General features: G+C 35.6%; 29 protein-coding genes and 1 pseudogene. 28 read left to right on the plus strand and 2 right to left on the minus strand.

Features of this window, described 5'->3' with window-relative positions; all coding sequences use genetic code 11:
- The first annotated feature begins 63 nt into the window (after positions 1-63).
- The 19 genes and pseudogenes from spo0A (at position 64) to LMF89_RS03155 (ending at position 13,767) form a co-directional block, all read left to right on the plus strand.
- Entirely contained in the window at positions 64-834 is a 771-nt protein-coding gene (gene spo0A, locus LMF89_RS03065) for a sporulation transcription factor Spo0A (protein WP_007934073.1), read from the plus strand.
- A 278-nt stretch (positions 835-1,112) separates the two neighbouring features.
- Positions 1,113-1,640: an NUDIX hydrolase gene (locus LMF89_RS03070; protein ID WP_229533846.1), complete on the plus strand. Its 528-nt coding sequence runs from the start codon at positions 1,113-1,115 to the stop codon at positions 1,638-1,640.
- Between the two features lie 219 nt (positions 1,641-1,859).
- Entirely contained in the window at positions 1,860-2,501 is a 642-nt protein-coding gene (gene spoIIM, locus LMF89_RS03075; protein ID WP_229533847.1) for a stage II sporulation protein M, read from the plus strand.
- Positions 2,502-3,014: 513 nt separating this feature from the next.
- Positions 3,015-3,902: a site-specific tyrosine recombinase XerD gene (gene xerD, locus LMF89_RS03080; RefSeq protein ID WP_007934077.1), complete on the plus strand. Its 888-nt coding sequence runs from the start codon at positions 3,015-3,017 to the stop codon at positions 3,900-3,902.
- Positions 3,903-4,236: 334 nt separating this feature from the next.
- A pseudogene (deoA, locus tag LMF89_RS03085) lies at positions 4,237-4,590 on the plus strand (pyrimidine-nucleoside phosphorylase); the annotation flags it as partial.
- 44 nt (positions 4,591-4,634) lie between these two features.
- On the plus strand, positions 4,635-5,144 hold the full coding sequence (locus LMF89_RS03090) for a hypothetical protein (protein ID WP_229533849.1): 510 nt from the start codon (positions 4,635-4,637) through the stop codon (positions 5,142-5,144).
- 91 nt (positions 5,145-5,235) lie between these two features.
- Entirely contained in the window at positions 5,236-6,411 is a 1,176-nt protein-coding gene (locus LMF89_RS03095) for a D-alanyl-D-alanine carboxypeptidase family protein (RefSeq protein ID WP_229533850.1), read from the plus strand.
- Between the two features lie 122 nt (positions 6,412-6,533).
- Positions 6,534-6,869 (plus strand): anti-sigma F factor antagonist, encoded by a 336-nt coding sequence (spoIIAA, locus tag LMF89_RS03100; RefSeq protein ID WP_007953444.1) that lies wholly within the window; start codon positions 6,534-6,536, stop codon positions 6,867-6,869.
- 10 nt (positions 6,870-6,879) lie between these two features.
- Positions 6,880-7,311, plus strand: a complete 432-nt coding sequence (spoIIAB, locus tag LMF89_RS03105) for an anti-sigma F factor (RefSeq protein ID WP_007953442.1) — start codon at positions 6,880-6,882, stop codon at positions 7,309-7,311.
- 10 nt (positions 7,312-7,321) lie between these two features.
- Complete coding sequence (gene sigF, locus LMF89_RS03110; RefSeq protein WP_229533851.1) at positions 7,322-8,053, plus strand: RNA polymerase sporulation sigma factor SigF; 732 nt, start codon at positions 7,322-7,324, stop codon at positions 8,051-8,053.
- Between the two features lie 55 nt (positions 8,054-8,108).
- Positions 8,109-8,273, plus strand: a complete 165-nt coding sequence (locus tag LMF89_RS03115; RefSeq protein ID WP_229533852.1) for a hypothetical protein — start codon at positions 8,109-8,111, stop codon at positions 8,271-8,273.
- Positions 8,274-8,381: 108 nt separating this feature from the next.
- Positions 8,382-8,582, plus strand: coding sequence for a dodecin family protein (locus LMF89_RS03120; RefSeq protein WP_229533853.1), 201 nt, complete (start codon positions 8,382-8,384; stop codon positions 8,580-8,582).
- Between the two features lie 162 nt (positions 8,583-8,744).
- On the plus strand, positions 8,745-9,221 hold the full coding sequence (gene spoVAC, locus LMF89_RS03125; protein WP_229533854.1) for a stage V sporulation protein AC: 477 nt from the start codon (positions 8,745-8,747) through the stop codon (positions 9,219-9,221).
- Positions 9,222-9,233: 12 nt separating this feature from the next.
- The gene (gene spoVAD / locus LMF89_RS03130) at positions 9,234-10,241 is read left to right on the plus strand and encodes a stage V sporulation protein AD (protein WP_229533855.1); all 1,008 of its coding nucleotides are present in this window, start codon (positions 9,234-9,236) and stop codon (positions 10,239-10,241) included.
- 41 nt (positions 10,242-10,282) lie between these two features.
- Positions 10,283-10,630, plus strand: coding sequence for a stage V sporulation protein AE (gene spoVAE, locus LMF89_RS03135; RefSeq protein WP_071882488.1), 348 nt, complete (start codon positions 10,283-10,285; stop codon positions 10,628-10,630).
- Positions 10,630-11,022, plus strand: coding sequence for a hypothetical protein (locus LMF89_RS03140; protein WP_229533856.1), 393 nt, complete (start codon positions 10,630-10,632; stop codon positions 11,020-11,022). Before spoVAE ends, LMF89_RS03140 begins: the two co-directional genes overlap by 1 nt.
- A gap of 10 nt (positions 11,023-11,032) precedes the next feature.
- Positions 11,033-11,689, plus strand: a complete 657-nt coding sequence (locus LMF89_RS03145) for a hypothetical protein (RefSeq protein WP_229533857.1) — start codon at positions 11,033-11,035, stop codon at positions 11,687-11,689.
- 1 nt (position 11,690) lies between these two features.
- On the plus strand, positions 11,691-12,296 hold the full coding sequence (spoVAEA, locus tag LMF89_RS03150) for a stage V sporulation protein SpoVABEA (protein WP_229533858.1): 606 nt from the start codon (positions 11,691-11,693) through the stop codon (positions 12,294-12,296).
- Entirely contained in the window at positions 12,274-13,767 is a 1,494-nt protein-coding gene (locus LMF89_RS03155) for a spore germination protein (protein WP_007953420.1), read from the plus strand. Before spoVAEA ends, LMF89_RS03155 begins: the two co-directional genes overlap by 23 nt.
- Before the next feature lie 26 nt (positions 13,768-13,793).
- On the opposite strand, the gene LMF89_RS03160 is transcribed toward LMF89_RS03155, so the two are convergent.
- Positions 13,794-14,537 carry a DUF4363 family protein gene (locus LMF89_RS03160; protein ID WP_229533859.1) on the minus strand — a complete coding sequence of 248 codons (744 nt, stop codon included), beginning with the start codon at positions 14,535-14,537 and terminating at the stop codon, positions 13,794-13,796.
- Positions 14,538-14,766: 229 nt separating this feature from the next.
- Between LMF89_RS03160 and LMF89_RS03165 the strand changes: the two genes are divergently transcribed.
- The 6 genes from LMF89_RS03165 (at position 14,767) to ytfJ (ending at position 18,843) form a co-directional block, all read left to right on the plus strand.
- Positions 14,767-15,387 (plus strand): site-2 protease family protein, encoded by a 621-nt coding sequence (locus LMF89_RS03165; protein ID WP_007953418.1) that lies wholly within the window; start codon positions 14,767-14,769, stop codon positions 15,385-15,387.
- An 18-nt stretch (positions 15,388-15,405) separates the two neighbouring features.
- On the plus strand, positions 15,406-16,395 hold the full coding sequence (trpS, locus tag LMF89_RS03170) for a tryptophan--tRNA ligase (RefSeq protein ID WP_007953417.1): 990 nt from the start codon (positions 15,406-15,408) through the stop codon (positions 16,393-16,395).
- Between the two features lie 2 nt (positions 16,396-16,397).
- On the plus strand, positions 16,398-17,105 hold the full coding sequence (locus LMF89_RS03175) for a segregation and condensation protein A (RefSeq protein WP_229533860.1): 708 nt from the start codon (positions 16,398-16,400) through the stop codon (positions 17,103-17,105).
- Between the two features lie 8 nt (positions 17,106-17,113).
- Complete coding sequence (scpB, locus tag LMF89_RS03180) at positions 17,114-17,629, plus strand: SMC-Scp complex subunit ScpB (protein WP_007953412.1); 516 nt, start codon at positions 17,114-17,116, stop codon at positions 17,627-17,629.
- Positions 17,630-17,728: 99 nt separating this feature from the next.
- The gene (locus LMF89_RS03185; protein WP_229533861.1) at positions 17,729-18,379 is read left to right on the plus strand and encodes a DUF2953 domain-containing protein; all 651 of its coding nucleotides are present in this window, start codon (positions 17,729-17,731) and stop codon (positions 18,377-18,379) included.
- A gap of 17 nt (positions 18,380-18,396) precedes the next feature.
- On the plus strand, positions 18,397-18,843 hold the full coding sequence (gene ytfJ, locus LMF89_RS03190; protein ID WP_007953408.1) for a GerW family sporulation protein: 447 nt from the start codon (positions 18,397-18,399) through the stop codon (positions 18,841-18,843).
- 114 nt (positions 18,844-18,957) lie between these two features.
- On the opposite strand, the gene LMF89_RS03195 is transcribed toward ytfJ, so the two are convergent.
- A complete protein-coding gene (locus LMF89_RS03195; RefSeq protein ID WP_007953406.1) occupies positions 18,958-19,146 on the minus strand; it encodes a hypothetical protein in 189 nt (62 codons plus the stop codon).
- Between the two features lie 207 nt (positions 19,147-19,353).
- Between LMF89_RS03195 and LMF89_RS03200 the strand changes: the two genes are divergently transcribed.
- From LMF89_RS03200 to LMF89_RS03210, 3 genes are all read left to right on the plus strand, one after another.
- Positions 19,354-20,505 carry a D-alanyl-D-alanine carboxypeptidase family protein gene (locus LMF89_RS03200; RefSeq protein ID WP_229533862.1) on the plus strand — a complete coding sequence of 384 codons (1,152 nt, stop codon included), beginning with the start codon at positions 19,354-19,356 and terminating at the stop codon, positions 20,503-20,505.
- A 97-nt stretch (positions 20,506-20,602) separates the two neighbouring features.
- Positions 20,603-21,196, plus strand: a complete 594-nt coding sequence (locus tag LMF89_RS03205) for a nucleoside recognition domain-containing protein (protein WP_229533863.1) — start codon at positions 20,603-20,605, stop codon at positions 21,194-21,196.
- Positions 21,197-21,201: 5 nt separating this feature from the next.
- Positions 21,202-21,738: a spore maturation protein gene (locus LMF89_RS03210; protein ID WP_229533864.1), complete on the plus strand. Its 537-nt coding sequence runs from the start codon at positions 21,202-21,204 to the stop codon at positions 21,736-21,738.
- Positions 21,739-21,819: the final 81 nt, after the last annotated feature.

Genomic DNA, 21,819 nt, shown 5'->3' on the forward strand with positions numbered 1-21,819 from the left:
GGGATTTATATAGCTTTGTCGAACAGTTATTATTATAGAAAATAGCAGGGAGAGGATTATAACGTGATTAAAGAAACAATTAAAGTAGCTATTGCTGATGACAACCGAGAGTTTGTTGGAATTGTTCAGGAATATCTTACTCAACAGGTGGATTTTCAATTGGTTGGCATAGCATATAATGGGGAACAAATCTTATCAATAATTGAGGAGAAAAGTCCTGATGTGGTAATTTTAGATATTATAATGCCGCATCTTGATGGTATCGGTGTGTTAGAACGTCTTAATACATTATCAGCTAAGCGTCCTAAAATAATTATGCTTACCGCATTTGGTCAGGAAAGTATCACTCAGCGTGTAGTAGAGCTGGGCGCTGATTATTATATATTAAAGCCATTTAATATGGATGTACTGGCCAGTAGAATCAGACAATTAGCTACTACGATTACGGCTCAACGTCCAGTAGTAGCTCAAGCTATAAAAGCTCGGCCTATAGACGTAGAGGTCACTAATATCATTCGTGAAATTGGTATCCCCGCCCATATTAAAGGTTATCAATATTTACGTGATGCAATCATGATGATAATAACAGAAATTGATTTATTGGGAGCTGTAACCAAAGTACTCTATCCTATGATTGCTGAGAAATATGCTACTACACCTAGTCGGGTAGAAAGAGCTATTAGGCATGCCATTGAAGTAGCGTGGAGCCGTGGTAATATGGACATGATTAACCGTTTATTTGGCTATACTGTTAAACTTGAAAAAGGAAAACCAACAAATTCTGAATTTATGGCGATGATTGCTGATAAATTGAGAATGGAGATGCGAGTATAAGTTCTTTAAGTCTGAAAATTTAATTTTTACAAATTTGTAACTGTAAAGCTCTATAAAACTGGTTAAACTAGTTTATAGAGCTTTTTTAGCAAGGTATGCAAATGAGTAGTAGTTTTATAATAATGCAGGACTTTTGCAAAGAAAACTGAATAAATATTGTTAAGATCTCTGATGACTAATTTGAGCATACAACACTAGAGATCGTGTGTAAAAATTCTTTCTTAGTACAAATATATGTAATTAGCACTAAACTATGTCAATTTATTGGGGGAATGATTATGAGTAACTTAATAGAGAAATCCTTAGTTTCAAAAGTAGTTTTTAAAGGTAATTTACTTAATGTATTCTCTGATCAAGTAGAATTGCCAAATGGTAAAAAAGCATCACGAGAATATATTAAACACCCAGGAGCAGTTGCAGTTGTGCCAATTACACAAGAAGGAAATATTGTATTAGTTAGGCAATACCGTTATCCGATTGGAAAGTTGCTATTGGAAGTACCTGCTGGGAAATTAGATAAGGGTGAACAACCTGATGAATGTGCATTGCGAGAGTTGGAAGAAGAAACGGGTTATGTAGCTAAGAATATAAAGAAGATCGCATCCATTTATACAACTCCCGGTTTTACTGACGAAATAATACATCTTTATCGTGCTGAAGATTTGATATTATCTAAGCCATCTCCAGATGAAGATGAGTTCTTAGATGTAGAAATCTATACCAAAGAAGAAATAAAACAGATGATTGCCGATGGAAGAATCAATGATGCGAAAAGCATGCTGGCATTATTATTAGCAGGAATATAATTAAAAGTTGCTTTACAGATTGGCAATTCTTTTAGACTAAAATTCAGTTGTTTTTTAAACTTAACTGAATTTTAGTCTTTTTTGTGATAAGGAAGAAAGAATATAATCTTACTCATATTTGACGCATCAATATTGTAGAAGAGAGTATGTGGACAAATATGGTATAAAGTTTGCTGCCTTATCATATATCATAACAGAACAAACAGGGAGGACGGTTGCATGCTAGCTTATTTTCGTCAAAACTTTAGTGTTTATTTAAAAGCAAATATAGTTGCGTATTTCTTTATGATTCTTATATTGGTCATTGGGATAGTAATAGGCGCATTAGCTGTAAAAATACTTCCTGATGACCAAAAGGGCGAGCTTATTAATTATCTTCATATGTTCTTTACCGGATTATCGCAAGGAAATGATGATGCTTCCTCCAATAATATGATAGGCATGGTCATGTTTAATAATGTCAAAACGGTTGTATTAATGTGGATATTAGGATTTACTATCATTGGCATCCCCTTTGTTCTATTCATTTTATTTACGCGAGGTTTTATTATTGGATTTACCGTAGGATTTCTAGTAAATGAATATGTTATGAGAGGATTGTTATTTGCTTTTGCTTCGATATTACCCCACAATCTCTTCGCAGTTCCAGCCATACTAGTATTAGGGGTATCTGCCACAACATTCTCACTCATGCTAGTACGCCGCAAAACCTATGACAAAATTAATATATGGTATGAAGCGGTGCGATATTCTATGGTGTGCATAATGGTATTGGCTGTCATGTTGGTTGCAGCTTTACTAGAAGTATATATTTCACCAGTATTTATGAAATTAGCTGCAACGTTCTTAACAAAACACTAACAGCTGAGTCATAGAAGCAAACTCGTTATTAACCATCATTTTAGTTTCAATAATGATGAGGACTGTAAAATTTACAGTCCTCATTTTATTTATAGTTGAATAAACCAGATAGATAGTGAATAAGCATAATATTAAGTTAAGCTAATTAGGAGGTGGTAAGAAAATGGTAATTAACTTTTCAGGACACAACATAATAAAAAAATGTAAATTATATACTAAAATCATAATTCTGTTAATTATAGTTTTCTATATTTTACCTAAGTTATTAAGTATTTTATGGTATTTAAGTCCTCCAGAAGAGAAAATACGCCAAGAGCATCTGATTGAGAAGCCAATGAGGGTAAGTGAGGACCTTATAAAATCAATGTAACGGGAGTTGACAAAAAAATATATTCCAATAGATGGATTTTGTTAATATTAGACAGGAAAAGTAAATATTATGTGGAATAAAGGAATTAGAAAGAAAAAGATTTTCGTGAGCATTATTGCAAAAGTAAAAAAAGGGTGGTAAAAATGGAAGGTTATGTTAATGAGTTTATTAACTATCTTGCAGTTGAACGAGGTTTAGCGCAAAATACGCTAGAATCATATGGACGTGATTTACATCAATTCCAAATGTATTTACAAAACGGTAACATGGAAATTTTGAAGGACTCAAATCGCACTACCATCCTCAGTTATTTAAGTAGTCTTCAATCGAAAGGTCGGGCAGTTTCCACGATCTCACGTAACCTTGCTGCCATAAAATCCTTTTATCAATATTTGGTACGTGAGCGTTATTTAGAAAAGGATCCTGCTGCTAATCTTGAGTCGCCTAAACTTGAGAAGAAGTTGCCAAAAGTCCTTAGTATTACAGAGGTTGAAGAACTTCTAAAACAACCGAGTGGTTTTTTACCTACAGGACTAAGGGATAAAGCAATGTTAGAACTTTTATATGCAACAGGAATTCGAGTATCAGAGTTAATCTCTTTAAATATTTCAGATGTTAATTTAGATATGGGATATATAAAATGTTATGGTAAAGGCGCAAAAGAGCGGATCGTACCCTTAGGGTCCATAGCTGCTAAATGTGTGCAAGATTATATCGGTAAGGGACGTTCTAAATTAATACGTACATATGAAGAGGCTGCTCTCTTTGTCAATCATCATGGAAATCGACTTACGAGACAAGGTTTTTGGAAAATAATTAAGAAATATGCGCAAGAAGCTGATATTAATAAGGCAATTACTCCCCATACGTTACGTCATTCTTTTGCAACACATTTATTAGAAAATGGTGCTGATTTACGATCGGTACAAGAAATGCTTGGTCATGCCGATATTTCTACCACACAGATTTATACTCATGTTACTAAAAACCGTTTAAAAGAAGTGTATGATAAAACGCATCCGCGAGCATAATAGTTGGCAACCAAACGATTTGATCATGTTCAATGCATGATTGCTATAGCAATTGACAGTAGGAGTTGGTGCCTTGTCTAATGCAGCGTACTATAGGAATTTTGATGTAGATACGCCAGAAACAATTACTGGCTGTAAAGGAGTTCTTTCGTCTATATGGAAAAATAGGATTAGGGCTCGATCCATTAAATTCATTCTTGAGCAAAAGCCTTTTTACAAAAAAAAGATGTCTAGCTATCCCTCTTCCTGTTTATCCAGATGAATGATTTTAAATTACGATAAAAGCTTTTATGTAGTTCACGTCGAGCACATGCTTCAAGTTTAGTATTTGCACATTTTTTTAGATGTCATTACAAAAAAGCGTGATGGCCTTATACTTACAGATTTGGAAATTAAGTATTTGATCCATGCCTACACCAATAATGAAATACCTGACTATCAGATGGCGGCATGGCTAATGGCAGTCTTTTTTAAAGGGATGACCATGGAAGAAACGGCATCCTTAACTATGGCTATGTCAGGTAATATGATTGATTTGAGTGCTGTATCCGGCATTAAAGTAGATAAGCATAGTACGGGTGGTGTTGCCGATGCTACGACCTTAGTTTTAGCGCCTTTAGTGGCTGCAGCCGGAGTCCCTGTTGCAAAAATGTCTGGACGCGGATTAGGTTTTACAGGTGGAACCATTGGTTAAGGCATGTATGCCTATTTTTAGGGGCTCAAGTGCTGAATATGGCAGGCCTTGAATCAGATGTGAAAGTTGGTTATGAAACATTAAATGCGTTAATAAAAAATAAAGCGGCACTACATAAATTTAAAGAATTTATAATTGCCCAAGGTGGAAATGTGGATGTTGTCAGCAACCCAAAAGCATTGCCACAAGCAAAAATAGAAACTAAGGTGATCTGCTCTGAGGAAGGCTACATACAAAAAATTGATGCTGCAAAACTTGGTTATTGTGCTATGAGACTAGGAGCAGGCCGTGAATATAAAGGACAAGAAATTGATTTATCTGCTGGTATCATGCTGAAGAAACGCGTAGGCGATCGTATTGAAAAAGGTCAACGCCTTTGTACAATTTATGCCAATAATGAAGCAAAAGTAAAAGAAGTACAATCATTATTGGTAGATGCAATAAAAATTGATAATAAGCAAGTACCAAAAACAAACCTAATTTTAGGCGTAGTTGATCATATGGCTTTAAAGCTACATAAATTAATAAATAGTTATCAAAAAGACTAGTTTAGCTAGTCTTTTTTTTATTGTTAATTTCCAGTGTAATTGCTTTTTATCTTGGAGAAGCTAAAAAAAAGATGAAAGGAGTGTTTTAAATATGTTTCGATTCATCCAATCTAAAATAGTAATGATTCTTATGTGCCTACTGGTGTTATTGAGTACTTGTAATCCCATCTTACAAGCAGCTGAAAACAAGAAAGTATCAGGTGCAGGACTAGAGACAATTGCGCAATCGGCTGTTTTAATGGATGGCAATGGGACTGTTTTATTCGAAAAAGATTCACATAAACGTTTACCTCCAGCAAGTGTGACAAAATCAATGACGTTGTTATTAGCAGTAGAAGCTGTTGAACAAGGAAGGGTGAATTTAACAGACCGAGTATCCATTACAGAAAATGCTTGGCACCAAGGTGGCTCGCAGATATGGCTAGAACCTGGCGAACAGCTGACTTTGCATGAATTAATGATTGCTATGGCTGTAGTTAGTGCCAATGATGCTGCAGTTGCTGTTATGGAACACATCTATGGCAGTCAAGCAGCTGCTGTAGAAGCTATGAATCAGCGCAGTACTGCTTTAGGCCTTAAGGATACTCATTTTGCAAATGTAAATGGTTTACCAACTCCAGATCATTATATGAGTGCCTTTGATACAGCATTAATTGCTAAAGAGGCAGTGAAACATCCTTTCTATATGGAACTATGTAGTATTAAAGAATATTGGTTGCGAGATGGGAAAAATTGGCTAGTAAATACGAACAAATTATTATGGTGGTATAAAGGTGCTGACGGATTAAAGACAGGTTGGACGCAAGAAGCTCAATATTGCTTTGCTGGTACAGCAAAACGTGATGGATTACGATTGATTTCTGTAGTTTTTGCTACACCTGAGCCAAGATCACATTTAAGAGAAAGTATGAAGCTGCTTGACTGGGGATTTGCTAATTTCGCAGCAATGCCAATTATCAATTCAGGTGCAGTAGTAGAACGAGTAAAAGTAAGTAAAGGAATGGAAAAGGAACTCCAATTAGTAGCTTCTGAAGATTTAACATTATTATTAAGCAAGGGAGAAAATAAGAATTTACAAAAGCAAGTAGTTACTGATCCAACTATAACGGCTCCAATCGTGCAAGGCCAGAAATGTGGGGAATTATTAGTATTGCGAGATGGTAAAGAAATCGGCAAAGTCGATTTAGTGGCAGAAAAAAATATTGAAAAAGCAAGTTTAATGAAGACATTGCAAAATATGTTTACTAATTTATTTTCTATAACATAATTCAACATAGTAGATTTAAAATAAAAAAAGCGGAAATTATTCCGCTTTTTTTATTTTCAGGCAGGAAAAATTTTCCTATTGAAGAATATTAGTAGCAGAGTCACAAAGAGGAGGAAAATATATTGAATATAGTCACTTCACTGAAACGAGGTGTTTTGTTAGTAAGAGTCGAAGGGGAGTTGGACATGCATGTTGCTACTGAGTTTAGAGAAACCGTAGATCATGCATTAGAATTAAGCGGGGTAAAACACGTTTTGTTTAATTTAGAAGCGGTAAAGTTTATTGATAGTTCTGGTTTAGGTGTTTTATTAGGACGTTACAAAAAAATTAGTGGTTTAGGTGGTATTATGTCTGCCACTCAGATTCAGCCACAAGTATTACAGATTTTTGAATTATCTGGGCTCTTAAAGATTATTAAACTATACCATTCTGAAAAAGAAGCACTAGAATGCTTATGAGGAGGGCATCATGGCAATAAAAAATCAGATTACTATGAGTATTCGAAGTCTTAGCGAAAACGTTGGTATTGCCAGGGTGAGTACTGCTGCTTTTGCAGCTCAGGTGGATTTTACTTTAAATGAGATCGAGGAAATAAAGGTTGCTGTATCAGAAGCAGTTTCCAACGCTGTCATACATGGATATGAATACCAAGATGGAGAAATCCAAATCAAGATGACTTTATATGAGGATCAATTAGAGTATATTATTGTAGATCATGGCAAAGGTATCGCTGATATTGCATTAGCACGTCAGCCGTCCTATTCTAGTGATCCAGAACGTATGGGTTTAGGCTTTGCTTTTATGGAGTCTTTCATGGATGAACTTTATATTGAGTCGGAAGTTAATAAGGGAACACTAGTGAGAATGGTGAAAAAAACTTTGCTTAAGACAGAGCATTAGGTGGGATACCATGCTTGAAGATGAAGAAATCAAAAATTTACTACATAAAGCACAAGCTGGTGATCAAATTGCTAAGGAATATATTTTAGAGAATAATATCAATTTGGTACGAAGTGTGGTGCATCGCTTTACAAACCGCGGCTATGAATGGGACGATTTATTTCAATTAGGCTGTATCGGTTTGGTCAAAGCAATTGAACGTTTTGACACTAAATTTAGTGTTAAGTTTTCAACTTATGCAGTGCCAATGATTATTGGAGAAATCCGACGATTTATCCGAGATGATAATCCAGTGAAAGTTAGCCGCCCAGTAAAAGAATTGGCATATAAAGTGCACCGTACTCAAGAAAGATTGCAGGGCTTATTAGGACGAGATCCAACCATAACGGAAATTGCAAAGGAGCTGAGCCTAGCACCGCAAGAAGTCGTGGCTGCTTTAGAAGCAATTCAGACACCGACATCCTTATATGCTAATGTTTTTCATGATGATGGTGATCCAATACTGTTGTTGGATCAAATGAAGTATTGTGAGGAAGAAGATAGCGCTTACTTTGAAAAATTAGCATTAAAAGAAATTGTATTACGTCTACCAGAAAAAGAGCGTCTTGTAATTCATTTACGTTTCTTTGCTGATAAAACCCAAGCAGAAGTAGCCCAAATAATAGGATTATCTCAAGTACAAATATCTAGAATTGAAAAACAAGCTTTAAAACTCATGAAAGAATTTATGCAGACCTCATAAACAGAGGTCTTATTTTTTTATAAAATAGGCATAATAAGATAAAGAGGTGGTAATTATGTCTGGCAAAAGAAAATATATTATTTGGGCTGTGATTGTCGCTCTAAGTAGCAGCATATTTACTTGGCTATTTCTTTATAGTAATTTTCCCCAGCGCTCGCCAATGGGAGCAAAGCAAGTTTTCTATTTGAATAAGGTAGAATCAATTGACTTAACATGTTGATAAAGATTCTATCTAAAAAGATCAAGTAGTCGCTACGCAATGAGTATAATACCAATCGTTATGCGCAAACTATTGGAGAATCCTATAATTAATCAAGGAGGTAATGGCATGGTTGTAAAAGTAATTGAGTTAGTTGGCACATCTAGCCATAACTGGACAGATGCAGTAGACAACGCGGTAATGGAAGCTTCTAGATCGATTGATGATATACTAGGCGTCGAAGTAACTAACTTTACTGCTAATATTGACAATGGACATATTGCAGAATACAAAGCTGATGTAAAAGTTGCATTTAAAGTGAGTCATTAAAGTATGATCACAAAAGAAAGAGTACCCTTTGTGGTGCTCTTTTTTATAAATAAAGTTTTCTTTTTGAAAAATGCATATTTCAGATTTGAGTGGTCAAAATAAGAAAAGGCTAAGGTATGCATTGTTTTAAGTAAGAATTATAATTTTACAAAGGGTGACAATATGCCTAATGAAATGAATAAGAAACAACAAGAGATTAAAGAAAAAATGCAGCAACAAAAATATCAAAGTAAGGTAGATAATGTTACGCCCACCCCCCCGTTACTTAAGAATATTTGCTGGGCCTTTGTCGTTGGTGGACTTATTTGTACTTTAGGGCAATTATTTACAGATTATTTCTTGGGGCTAGGTTTACCAAAAAAAGAGGCTTCTGCTTGTGCGACAGCTGTATTAGTCTTTTTAGGAGCGTTTTTTACAGGGATTGGTGTTTATGATGACTTAGGCAAGCGAGCTGGGGCAGGTTCAATTGTCCCTATAACAGGATTTGCAAACTCCATTGTAGCGCCAGCTATGGAGTTTAAACGTGAAGGCTATGTATTTGGTGTTGGAGCTAAAATGTTTGTTATTGCCGGACCGGTATTAGTATATGGAATGGTAACTGCATTTATAATTGGCTTAATCTATTGGATCAGACAATAGGAGGTAGATTAAATGAATAAAAAACAAGGTATGCAAAGTGTTGTTTTTACAAATCCTCCAATCATAACGAGCACAGCAAATATTGTTGGCCCTATGGAAGGAAAAGGGTTATTACAAGGATACTTTGATTATATTATGCCGGATAACCTAAATGGTTTGGCTAGTTGGGAGCAATGTGAATCGTATTTGATGGAATATGCGATAAAAAAAGCGATAGAAAAAGAAAGTAGCACGATGGAAGAGGTTGACTGTGTCTTTGCTGGTGATTTGCTGAATCAGTTAATGAGTACTCATTTTGCAATGAAAAATTTAAAAAGACCATTCTTAGGCTTATATGGAGCATGCTCTACTATGGTAGAAGGCATGCTGTTAAGTGCTACATTACTAGATGGGGGATTTTTTAATAAAATTGTAGCGGCTGCTTCTAGCCATCATGATGCTGCAGAGCGACAATATCGTTTTCCTAATGAAATGGGTGTACAACGGCCGCCTGGAGCTCAATGGACAGTAACAGGATCGGGAGCTGTAGTTGTTTCTACCTCGGGTAGTGGTCCGCGTATTACTACAGGAACAATTGGTAAGATTGTTGATTATGGTATAAAAGATCCGAATGCAATGGGACCAGCTATGGCACCAGCTGCAGTTGATACCATATGGCAACATCTTCAGGATATTGGAAGAACGCCAGCTTATTATGACATGATCTTTACTGGAGATTTAGGAAGTGTAGGAAGAGATTTAGTCATACAGCTGCTGCAAGAAAAAGGAGTAGATATTTCCAATAACTATCAAGATTGTGGCTGTATGGTTTATAAGGAGAATCAAGATGCTCATGCAGGTGCTAGTGGATGCGCCAGCTCCGCAATCGTGTTATGTGGGTACATTTATAAAAGATTACTACAGGATAAATTGAAAAAAATACTTTTCTTGGGAACAGGTAGTTTACATAGTACAACATCTTATCAACAAAAGGAATCGATTCCTTGTATTGCCCATGCTGTATCAATAGAAATACCATAAACATTTATAAAAAGGAGGGGTTTATCACGTCTTTGTATATAATGGTATTTGTTGTGGGAGGAGGTTTATGTGTGATTGGACAATTACTAATGGATTTAACTCCCTTAACACCTGCTCATGTTTTAGTTTTATTTGTGGTATTAGGGGGAATACTAAGCGGTGTAGGTTTATATCAGCCTTTAGTAGATATTGCAGGTGCTGGTGCAACAGTTCCTTTATTAGGCTTTGGTCATGCTTTGGTAGCAGGGACAATTGAAGATATTAATAGCTTTGGCTTTCTCGGAATTTTTAGTGGTGCTTTAAAAGCAACAGCAACCGGAATCATGGCTGCCGTAGTCTTTGGCTTCTTCATGTCAGTATTATTTAATCCTAAAGGCAAGGGTGGCTGATGTTAATTATCGATTTTATTGGTATAGTCGCCACAATTTGTCTAATTGGCATACGTTACCCCCATTATGTTTTACTTGCGATTAGCTTGCATGAACTAGGGGAGATTGTAATGGCAGTTCTTTTTAATGGACAAATTGATACCATTGTAGCAGCTGGTGCTTTTGGGACAATTGCAGTTAGTAATTATAATACAAGTCTAATAGGAACTTTATTACTTTTTAGCGGATCTTTAGCTAATTACATTGCAAGTTCCCTTGCAGGAGGTATTGCTTTTGAACCTACATCTCGCTTGTTGAATCCGCTGAGTACTCTTAAGTATCCTTTTGCAGTAGTTAATTTTCGTTTATTTGTTTTAGCATGTTTAATTAGTCTATGGAAGATTTTTGTGTGAGGTGAAAAAGATGGAGAGAAGAACTGCACGACGTTCTATGCATTATGGAAGAACAATTGAGGAACGACCAATAAAAGATGATAACGACTATAAGAATAATGGTGATACAAATAACTTAATTGCAGATATGGCTCAAGGATTTATCCAAGCTCAAACTAAAGTGGATAGTGGTAATGATAAAGAAATTATTTCCTTATTAGAAAAGCTTAATAGTAATTTAGAGGAAATGAAAAGTTCAAATGATGATAGTAAAAAAAATACTTCTTCTGATGCTGGAAAGAATACTGATGGTTCTCTAAGTAAAAAACTTCTTCAAGCAAAACTATCTGAACAACTGTTACAAAGTGGCAGCACCGAACAAGGGGATAAGGAGTTATTACAAGAATTAAAAACCTTGGTAAGTACAATGCTGCAAGGCAAGAGCAATAGTGAGGACAATTCTTCAAATCCACAAACTGATGACACTAAAAAATCTGATATGAAACAGCAGCAACAGGATTCTATGGCTGTTCAGACTGTTAGTCAGGTCTTAGCCCAAACACAATACGAATTGGCTAACGAACTAGAAACTAGTTTGCAAAAACTTAAAGAAGTCATTAGTAAAAGTGAAAAAGTGGCGACAAATATTAGCCATTTATTAAGTAAAGAAACTAAAAAAAAATCATGAGGTGAAAATATTGTCCGAAAAAATACGAGTAATCTTAGTTACAGATGGCGATAGAGTTGCACAACATGTAGTGGAGGATATTGCTATATCCTTAGGTCTTCGTTGTATATCAGCATCAGGCGGTAATCCCACTCCAATTAGTGGAAAAGAAATCGTAAAATTGCTAAAAACAGTTCATCATGATCCCGTACTTGTTATGTTCGATGACCGGGGAAGTCGTCACAAAGGTAACGGAGAAGTTGCAATGGAATATGTTGCTTCCCACCCTGATATTGAAGTATTGGGTGCAGTCGCTGTTGCATCGAATACTACGGGTATAGTTGGAATTGCAGCTGATGAGTGCATAACCAGTAGTGGTGATATCGTAAATCATTCGGTCGATAAAAACGGTGTTTGCAAGAAGACACATGAAAAAAAATCTATTATTACTGGCGATACCGTAGATGTACTAAATTATGTAGACATACCTTTTATTGTCGGCGTGGGAGATATTGGGAAGATGGACAGAGCGGATGATATTGGGCGGGGTGCGCCTATTACACGTAAAGCAATTGAAGAGATCTTAAAACGGAGTGGTATTGAATATGGAAGAACAAAAGAAAATTGAGAAAGATATCGATCATAATATTAATTATCTAAAAGATTTTTTAGGAGTAGGAGAAAGTTTTGATATTATTTTTCGTGAATATAAAATAGGTCGCAAACGAGCAGCATCTTTTTCCATTAATGCAATGACGAATGATATACTCCTTACTAATGTTATTCAGGATATGCTTACCCTACATCCTGATGAGTTAACAATTAATACACTGCAGAAGCTATTTTATACTAGAGTTACTCATTCACAGGTAAAATTAATGGGCAATATGAATGACGCAGTTACGAGCTTGTTATCAGGTGAATTATTGTTCTTAGTAGATGGCGAAGAAGAACTAATCATTATTGATGCTCGCTCATATCCAGCTAGAATGCCTAGTGAATCTACAATTGAAAAAGTGACGAGGGGTTCGAGAGATTCTTTCGTTGAAACATTAGTTTTTAACACGGCTTTAATTAGAAGACGTCTTCGTGATCCACAGTTGCGGTTTGAAATTGTTAAAATAGGAACTCGCTCACAAGGTGATATTGCAGTCGCATATATTAAAGACGTAACGGATCCTAAATTAGTTGATATCGTGAAAGAACGGCTAAATAACATTAATATTGATGGCATACCCATGGCAGAAAAAGCAATCGAAGAATTTATCGTAGGTGGAAGTAAATGGAATCCTTTACCTAAGGTGCGTTATACAGAGCGTCCAGATGTAGCAGCTGTTCATTTATTAGAAGGTCATGTCTGCTTAGTGATTGACACTTCACCTAATATTATGATTTTACCTACAACATTCTGGCATCATGTACAACACGTCGAAGAATTTCATCAACATGTTGTTGTTGGTTCCTACCTTCGTATGGTACGATTATTAGGAGTTTTTTTATCCTTATTGTTGCCACCATTATGGTTGGCATTGGTATTACAACGTCATTTGCTGCCTGAATCTTTGGCCTTTCTTGGTCCCCGAGATCCAGGAATTATTCCTCTTGGATTTCAGTTCATTCTAGCAGAGCTAGGGGTAGAATTGGTGCGTATGGCTACTGTACATGTACCATCGGCCCAGTCTACGGCTCTTGGTTTTATAGGTGCTTTTATGATAGGTGAGTTTGCTACTAAAGTAGGGTTATTCGGTAATGAAATCATCTTTTACACTGCAGTAGCAGCTGTTGGCGCTTTTGCTACACCAAGTATAGAATTTGCTATGGCAATACGATTCTTCCGAGCGATATTATTAATATTAGTTATCTTTTTTAAATTGCCAGGCTTATTAGTTGGCTTACTTGGTATTTTCATTGTTATCGCTACTACAAAATCTTTTGGTATTCCTTATTTGTGGCCTCTATTACCCTTTAATCTTGGAGGTATGAAAGACGTATTATTACGTTTGCCGTTACCGAGCAAAATATTACGTCCTGCTGCATTAAAACCGCAAGATAAAGATCGTTTAGACAATGAAGGTGAAGAAAATAAGAATGGTAAATAATAAATCCTCGCAGATGCGAGGATTTATTATTTACCATGGTAGTACTCTCTTATGATTCCCATACTCGCATTAATATTGGCTATTTGCTCTTCGGCTGCTCCTTTATTTTCTGCTTCAACAGCATCTTTCAATTGTTTGACAGCCGAATGGGTTTTTGTTATTTCACTAAGTATACCGACTTTTTCCATGCTCGGTTTAGCCTGCCCCCAAGCTCCTTCTAACTCTTTCATTTTTGCTTTTGCTTTATCCCAGTCTTTTTCTTGTACATAGAAGCTAACATTTCGAATGGTGTTGCCAATTGCGACAATATCCGATAACGGAGATAATTTATATGATTTTCCTACATCGCTAACACTTGCCATAAATTTAATAAGACTTTCATAGGAAGCACTACTGCTTTGTTTATTGATATCTGTTTCTAATGTTGTGAGTGCCTCATCGGCATCTTTAATTCCTTTTTTATTGCCAGCTAAATCTTTAATTTGCGGCCATAGGGTTTGCAATGTAGCAACACCACGCTCTGCTTGTACCCAGTCTTTTTTATTGATTCCTTGAAAAATGACACCAGCAGTAGCTTCCAAATCATAGAGCTCTTTAGGAGGCGATTCGAATCGTTGACTGATAGGTGGATTTGATTTTGTTTCCACAGGGCTGCCAGCAGGTCCTATTTCAGGTTTCTTTAGTGGAGTAAACATGTTACAACCACTTACTAATAAAGTAAGGCTAATAACACTAACTAACTTTAAAGTTGAATAATTTGAATATGTCAATGTAGCTCCTCCTTTTGATAATAGCATCTGCTAGTAGCATCTTATTTATTCTAGAAATATAATAAAACAACACTTCATATCTAATGCAATATCGTGAGAAACTTAAGTATAATCTAGTTAGAACTTCTTCATTTTAGTTAATATTTTGCTTTAGCTAAAATTTTCTAGTATAATGAGGTTACTATTTGCTGTTTTACGGTCAATGATATTAGCTTAAGGAGGAACACTAGTGTTTGGTTTTGATGAAAATATGATATTTAGAATTCCGGCATTGCTTATTGCATTAACCATACATGAATATGCTCATGCCAGAGTGGCGGTTTGGATGGGAGATAATACTCCTAAAATGATGGGACGATTAACATTAAATCCAATTTCTCATCTTGATCCTTTTGGGCTTATTATGTTATGGTTGTTTAAGTTTGGTTGGGCTAAGCCTGTACCAATTAATCCTAACAATTTTGATAATTGGCGAAAGGGAACTCTCTTAGTTGCTATAGCAGGACCAGTTTCAAATGTAATTATGGCTTTGATGGCTGCGATTCTTTATGCTATTTTAGCTAAGATGCAGCTGTTATCCACTGGATTAGCTATGGTGTTAAACTTCACATATAGCTATAATATCATTTTTGCAGTATTTAATATGATTCCATTGCCTCCTTTGGATGGTTCAAAGGTTTTGATGAATATATTGCCGGCACGTCAAGCATATATGTTAGAAAAAATTGAACCGTATGCACCATTTATTTTATTGGCATTAGTTTATTTTAATGTAATTCATGTTTTTATAACACCTTTTTATAATGCCATTAGTTTTTTTATTAATCAAATCGTGAAGATAATTCTTTAATCAGGAGGAAATTTAAAAATGACCAAAGGACGAATTTTTAGCGGCATGCAGCCATCAGGTAAATTTCATTTAGGAAATTATATGGGAGCTTTGGAAAATTGGGTAAAATTACAGCATGAATATGAATGCTTTTTCAGTATAGTAGATTGGCATGCACTTACATCTTCTTATGAAGATACTAGCAAAATACCTGAACGCATTCATGAAATGGCCTTAGATTGGTTAAGTGCTGGTTTAGATCCCGAAAGGAATGTTATTTTTGTACAATCTCATGTAAAAGAACATGCAGAGTTACATTTATTATTATCAATGATGACTCCATTATCTTGGTTAGAACGTGTACCAACTTATAAAGATAAATTGCAACAATTAGGAATTCAAGGCAAGGATATTAACACCTATGGTTTTTTAGGATATCCAGAGTTAATGACAGCTGATATTATTTTATATAAAGCTGACACCATTCCTGTAGGGGAAGATCAACTTCCACATTTAGAATTATCACGGGAAATTGTAAGAAGGTTTAATAACTTATATCAACCTATATTTCCTGAACCAAAACCAAGTTTAAGTAAATCTGCTATATTACCTGGTATTGATGGCAGAAAGATGAGCAAATCCTATGGGAATGAAATTCCCTTTGCTGCGAGTCCAGATGAACTTCGAGCCAGAATTCGTCTAATGATAACAGACCCCAATCGGGTAAAGCGTACAGATTTAGGTAATCCTGATGTATGCACAGTGTATACATTTCATAAAACTTTTAATGCAGAACAATCTAATGAAATTGCTCAGTCCTGTCGTCAGGCAACGATTGGCTGCGTCGATTGCAAGAAATGTTTAGCAGAAAAAATGGTTAATAGCTTAGCTGATATACATGTGCGTCGTCAGGAACTGGAAAAAAATCCAGGGCGGGTTAAAGAAATTTTAGTGTTTGGTGGTGAAAGAGCAAGAACCGTTGCTGCCAAGACAATGGACGAAGTTCGCCAAGCTATGAATCTTGCTTAGCTATGCCAGATTATAAAATTAAACTAGAAATTTTTGAAGGTCCAATGGATTTATTAATGCACCTAATTGAAAAAAATCAAATTGATATTTATGATATACCGATTGCAGTGGTAACAGAACAATACATGACCTATCTTAAAGCATTAGAGGAGTTTAACATTGATATTGCCAGTGGGTTCTTACTTATGGCAGCAACTTTATTGCAGATAAAGTCCCGTATGTTGTTGCCGCGTCCTTCGCAAATTGTAGAATTAACGGAGGAAGAAGATCCTCGCCAGGAATTGGTTGACAGGCTGTTAGAGTATCGAAAATTTAAGGATATGTCGGTAGTAATGGAAGAAATGCTAAAGCAAAGAGAACATTTTTTTACTCGTTTGCCAGAAGAATTTCCTATAAAGATTCCGTTGCCTTCGGGGTTAAATATTAATGATTTAGTGGTAGCTTTTGCAGCCGTATGGGAAAGTAGTATTGATGATTACGAATTAGTGTCTCGTGAAGAATTTAGTATCCAAGATAAGATGTATGATATTATTCATCTATTATATAAATATAAAGGTACAATTGAGTTTCATCAGACGTTAATTCGCAAGGGTACCAAATCTGAAGTAATAGCAGCTTTCTTAGCGTTATTAGAATTGGTAAAATTGCAAAGAGTGCTCATTTCCCAACAAGGACGGTTTTCGACGATTTACATTACATTGAAAGAGTGAATAGCAAAATGTTTTATTTAAAGTATAAGAAACATATAGAAGCTTTACTTTTTGTTAGCGGCGACCCTATTACGATACATAAAATAGCTCAAATCCTTGAGATACCTGAAGAGCATATTCTATCATTAATAGAGGAACTGATCCAGGATATGGCTGAAGAGCATCGGGGACTGACGATTATAAAAGTTGCTGCTGGTTATCAGTTATGTACTAAACCTGAATTATCAACAACTTTAGAAAAATTAGGACAAGTTCAAGATAATAAATTGTCTGCTGCCGCCATGGAAACATTATCGATTATCGCTTTTAAGCAGCCAATTACAAAGATTGAAATTGAAAATATTCGTGGTGTGAAAATTGATCGAGTTCTTGCTACACTAAATGAGCGACAAATGATAAAGGAAATTGGACGAAAAGAGACGATTGGACGACCGATTTTGTATGGAACAACTGAAAATTTCTTGAAGTGTTTTGGTCTGAATGGTCTACAGGACTTACCTCCTTTAGCTGAACTTCTACCATAATATGCAGCCTTAGGGCTGCTTTTTTTTGCATAGATTGAGATCATTAGGCTAACAATAAAAATATAGTAAGAGAAATAAATGATAAAAAGAGGCAGTACTATGGAATTTGGATTAACGTTTATCGTGGCAACGTTAATAATCGTTTTTCTAATTTCTTTTAGCAAGATTTATATAGAAGTAACATATAAACGAAATGACGAGAACGATTATGTAGCAGTAAATGTTTATGCATTAAAAAAGCTAATCTCCTATACGATGCAAGTTCCTATGGTTAGAATTGTAGAAAAATCAGGTGAGTTTAAGTTGGAATCCACCGTAAGGACTGCAGTCAGTCAGGAAAAGACCGATCCCCTCCGAGATGAAAAAATGATAAAAAAAACTGATCAGCTAGTTAAGAAACACCCTCGAAAAATAAAATATACCATTCAAAAGTTTCATCATTATACAAAAAAATATTGTAAAATAATTGAAAAATTATTAAAATTGGTAGTTTGTGAAAAACTGTATTGGAAAACAAAGTTTGGATCAGAAGATGCAGCCTTGACAGGTGCTCTAGTCGGATTATTATGGGCTTTTAAGACATTGTTAATGAATCAATTAAAAAGAAGAATTTTTTCAATTGGGACGTTAGATATTGAGGTTAAGCCAATTTTTGGATCTAATCAATTTGAGATAGACTTTCAATGTATATTCAGTATAAGACTTGGCAATGTTATAAAAGCATTCAGAAGTATATATAACATTAAATAGTAAAGGGGAAATAGAAAGTGTCTGACCATCCAATTCAAGGTTTAATGAAAACTGCTATGGAAAGTATTAAAGATATGGTAGATGTGAATACAATTGTTGGAGATGCAGTTGAAACTCCTGATGGTACTGTGATCCTGCCCATTTCTCGAGTTTCCTTCGGCTTTGCGGCAGGCGGAGGCAATTGTGAACCTGATGAAATAGGTCAGGGTCAATCTCAAAAAAATTATGCTTTTGGTGGCGGCAGCGGTGCAGGTGTGAGTGTCAAACCAGTAGGTTTTTTAGTGTGTTCGCCTGTGCATGGTGTTCGTTTTATGCCAGTAGAGGGAAATCTAATTTACGATAGAATAATAGATTTAGTACCTAAAGTGTTAAGTAAGCTTCAAGATATGTTAGATGGCAGTAAAAAGGATACAACTGATGATATGGATGAGCTGGCAAAAACAGCTGAAACCCAGAATAGTTAGGTATTAAAAAATTGTTGAATCAAAAGATGCTAATAAAAGAAGAAAGTGCTATACTTATGGTATGTAAAAGCCGCACATAATTGTGCGGCTTTTTACATATAATGTAATACTGGGTTAATGTAATTGGTCTAGCTGCTCTTTTATTTGAGTAGCTTGCAATGCTTCTGCCTCAGCAAAATGACTATACATTTTAGAAACGTTAGCGTTGTTGATTTGCTTAGCGAAACTTTGATAATCCCGTACCAGCTCTTGTTTGTGCGTTAAAGTATTACGCAGCGTTGTTGCTATATCTAATGATTCCATATAACTTCACCTCCTAAGATTTAATAGGATAGGAAGCAGATTAGTAAAAATCATAGCTTATTGCTACGTTTTCTATGCTCCTTAGGTAGTATTATTTCCGGTACTACTTGTAATAATGTATCTTTATTTTGACGAGTTGTCAGAAGATCGTTATAATATAAAAGTATTGTTCTAAAACCAGCACACCTAAGAAAGGGATAATTAGTCATGATTAAAAAAAAGAAGATTGGCATATCGACAGTTGTTTTAATGCTTTTTATAACAACAAGTACAGTTTTTGCAGCGGCCAATTATCCAAATGTCACAGCAAAATCAGCTATTGTAATGGATGCAGCTACAGGAAAAGTTATCTACAGTAAAGCAGCTAAAGAACGACGTTACCCTGCGAGTACAACTAAAATGATGAGTTTAATTGTAGCTCTTGAGCATGGTAACCTTGATGATGTAATTACTGCAAGTCCTAATGCAGCGAGTACAGAAGGCTCAACTTTGTGGTTAACACAGGGAGAGCAGATGACGATGACTGATCTATTATATGGCATTATGCTTATCTCAGGTAATGATGCTACTGTAGCTGTTGCTGAACATGTATCAGGAAGTGTACAGAAATTTGCTGAATTAATGACAGAGAAGGCACATGCTATTGGTGCCAGGGATACTAATTTTACTAACTCTAGCGGTTTACCTGATCCTAACCATTACACCACTGCTCATGATCTAGCTAGAATTGCGGCATATGGTTATAAAAATCCATTGTTTACACAAATTGTGAGCACAGAACATAAAATCCTTCCTCCTACTGTCAAGGGAGATATTCGTGATTTGTATAATGAAAATAAAATGCTTTGGTTTTATGAAGGGGGCAATGGTGTAAAAACAGGTTATACAGATGCTGCTGGTCGTTGCTTGGTTTCAGGCGCAAAACGCGATAATATACAACTTATTGCGGTGGTTTTAGATAGTGAAACCATGTGGGATGATTCCAAAACTCTATTAGATTTTGCATTTAGTCAGTTAAAGCCAGAAACAGTATTTAATCAAGGTGATATATTAAAAACCACGAGGGTAGCAAATGGTAAATCTGAACTTCTGAAATTAGTTGCAAATACAAGCATCATCCTTCCAGTTTCAGAAAAAGATAAAGATGAATTTAGTACAGTCATTGATGCTCCAATGATCTTAGAAGCACCGATAACAAAAGGACAGAAACTGGGTGTGGCAAGAGTTTTCTATAATAATACTGAAGTGGCCGTGGTTGATTTAGTAGCAGACGAGAGTGTTGAACGAAAATCTTTTTTTGGTACATTAGTTGCTTCAGCTTGGAATATTGTAACGTTTTTTCTTAAAAATTTTGCTTAAAAGTGAGACTAAGTTCTCACTTTTTTCTTTTTTAAAACTCGGCATGTATTTGTTCTAGTGATAAGACATACAACATACCCTCATAGGGGGTGTGTATATGATTAATTTAATCTGGTTATTTTTAATGGTAACGGGTATACTTTATGCCGGTTGGCAGGGAAGAATAGAAGTGGTAACCCAAGGAGCGATTAGTGCTGCAGAAGGAGCTGTAGGCCTATCATTTAAGTTAATTGGAGTTATGTGCCTGTGGTTGGGGGTTATGAAAATTGCTGAATTAGCAGGTATCATACGATTTTTTTCAAGAATATTAAGTCCACTAATTTGTTTCTTATTTCCTAGTGTACCTAAAAATCATCCTGCTATGGGAGCAATCATCATGGTTCTTAGTGCAAATATGCTAGGTTTGGGAAATGCAGTAACTCCTCTTGGTATAAAAGCGATGCAAGAATTGCAGAGCATTAATAAAGAAAAAGAAAAAGCTTCTGATGCAATGTGTACGCTATTAGCATTATGTACAGCTGGATTTACGTTGGTGCCTGCGACTATTATTGCAATTCGATCCGCTGCTGGATCAATCAATCCTACAGAAATTGTTGGTGCCACCCTAATTGTAAGTTTGGGGGCCACAATGAGTGTGATCATCGCAGATCGTCTTTGCCGAATGTATTATCAGATTCGTGTGAGGAGGTAAACAATATGTTTAGCCTGCTTACCGAGCAGTTATCTCTTTGGGTAATACCTATTATTTTACTTCTGGTTCCTATCGTTGGCTATTTTCGCCGTGTTAAAGTATATGAAGCTTTTGTCGAAGGAGCATCAGAAGGATTTCATACTGCCATTCGTATTATGCCATTTTTGGTGGCAATGATGGTAGCTATAAATATCTTTCGGTTATCAGGGGCCATGGATGTATGGGTTGATGCTCTAAAACCAATATTAGAGTTTTATGGCGTACCAGCAGAATTGGTTCCTTTAGCGATTATGCGTCCTTTATCAGGTACAGGAGCTTTAGGGATAACCACGGAAATATTAAACACTCATGGACCTGATTCTATGCTTGGACGTATTGCTTCTACTGTTTTAGGAAGTACGGATACAACTTTTTATATTTTAACAGTTTATTTTGGGGCTATTGGTATAACGAAACCGCGCTATTCTGTATTTGTAGGTTTATTAGGCGATTTAATTGGTTTTGTAGGTTCTATCTACATCTGTACAAAATTATTTGATTAATTATTTTAGAAAACCACTCTCACTAACAATATAATGACATTAGATTAGGTGATTTTATAAATCGCCTATTTTTTATTTACC

The sequence above is a fragment of the Pelosinus baikalensis genome (assembly GCF_020819555.1).
Lineage (GTDB): Bacteria > Bacillota > Negativicutes > DSM-13327 > DSM-13327 > Pelosinus > Pelosinus baikalensis.

Bases quoted from the DNA above. Each gene is read 5' to 3' on its own strand.
- LMF89_RS03070 (WP_229533846.1), top strand. From the start codon at position 1,113: ATGAGTAACTTAATAGAGAAATCCTTAGTTTCAAAAGTAGTTTTTAAA.
- spoIIM (WP_229533847.1), top strand. From the start codon at position 1,860: ATGCTAGCTTATTTTCGTCAAAACTTTAGTGTTTATTTAAAAGCAAAT.
- xerD (WP_007934077.1), top strand. From the start codon at position 3,015: ATGGAAGGTTATGTTAATGAGTTTATTAACTATCTTGCAGTTGAACGA.
- LMF89_RS03090 (WP_229533849.1), top strand. From the start codon at position 4,635: ATGGCAGGCCTTGAATCAGATGTGAAAGTTGGTTATGAAACATTAAAT.
- LMF89_RS03095 (WP_229533850.1), top strand. From the start codon at position 5,236: ATGTTTCGATTCATCCAATCTAAAATAGTAATGATTCTTATGTGCCTA.
- spoIIAB (WP_007953442.1), top strand. From the start codon at position 6,880: ATGGCAATAAAAAATCAGATTACTATGAGTATTCGAAGTCTTAGCGAA.
- sigF (WP_229533851.1), top strand. From the start codon at position 7,322: ATGCTTGAAGATGAAGAAATCAAAAATTTACTACATAAAGCACAAGCT.
- LMF89_RS03115 (WP_229533852.1), top strand. From the start codon at position 8,109: ATGTCTGGCAAAAGAAAATATATTATTTGGGCTGTGATTGTCGCTCTA.
- LMF89_RS03120 (WP_229533853.1), top strand. From the start codon at position 8,382: ATGGTTGTAAAAGTAATTGAGTTAGTTGGCACATCTAGCCATAACTGG.
- spoVAC (WP_229533854.1), top strand. From the start codon at position 8,745: ATGCCTAATGAAATGAATAAGAAACAACAAGAGATTAAAGAAAAAATG.
- spoVAD (WP_229533855.1), top strand. From the start codon at position 9,234: ATGAATAAAAAACAAGGTATGCAAAGTGTTGTTTTTACAAATCCTCCA.
- spoVAE (WP_071882488.1), top strand. From the start codon at position 10,283: ATGGTATTTGTTGTGGGAGGAGGTTTATGTGTGATTGGACAATTACTA.
- LMF89_RS03140 (WP_229533856.1), top strand. From the start codon at position 10,630: ATGTTAATTATCGATTTTATTGGTATAGTCGCCACAATTTGTCTAATT.
- LMF89_RS03145 (WP_229533857.1), top strand. From the start codon at position 11,033: ATGGAGAGAAGAACTGCACGACGTTCTATGCATTATGGAAGAACAATT.
- LMF89_RS03155 (WP_007953420.1), top strand. From the start codon at position 12,274: ATGGAAGAACAAAAGAAAATTGAGAAAGATATCGATCATAATATTAAT.
- trpS (WP_007953417.1), top strand. From the start codon at position 15,406: ATGACCAAAGGACGAATTTTTAGCGGCATGCAGCCATCAGGTAAATTT.
- LMF89_RS03175 (WP_229533860.1), top strand. From the start codon at position 16,398: ATGCCAGATTATAAAATTAAACTAGAAATTTTTGAAGGTCCAATGGAT.
- scpB (WP_007953412.1), top strand. From the start codon at position 17,114: ATGTTTTATTTAAAGTATAAGAAACATATAGAAGCTTTACTTTTTGTT.
- LMF89_RS03185 (WP_229533861.1), top strand. From the start codon at position 17,729: ATGGAATTTGGATTAACGTTTATCGTGGCAACGTTAATAATCGTTTTT.
- LMF89_RS03195 (WP_007953406.1), bottom strand. From the start codon at position 19,146: ATGGAATCATTAGATATAGCAACAACGCTGCGTAATACTTTAACGCAC.
- LMF89_RS03200 (WP_229533862.1), top strand. From the start codon at position 19,354: ATGATTAAAAAAAAGAAGATTGGCATATCGACAGTTGTTTTAATGCTT.
- LMF89_RS03205 (WP_229533863.1), top strand. From the start codon at position 20,603: ATGATTAATTTAATCTGGTTATTTTTAATGGTAACGGGTATACTTTAT.
- LMF89_RS03210 (WP_229533864.1), top strand. From the start codon at position 21,202: ATGTTTAGCCTGCTTACCGAGCAGTTATCTCTTTGGGTAATACCTATT.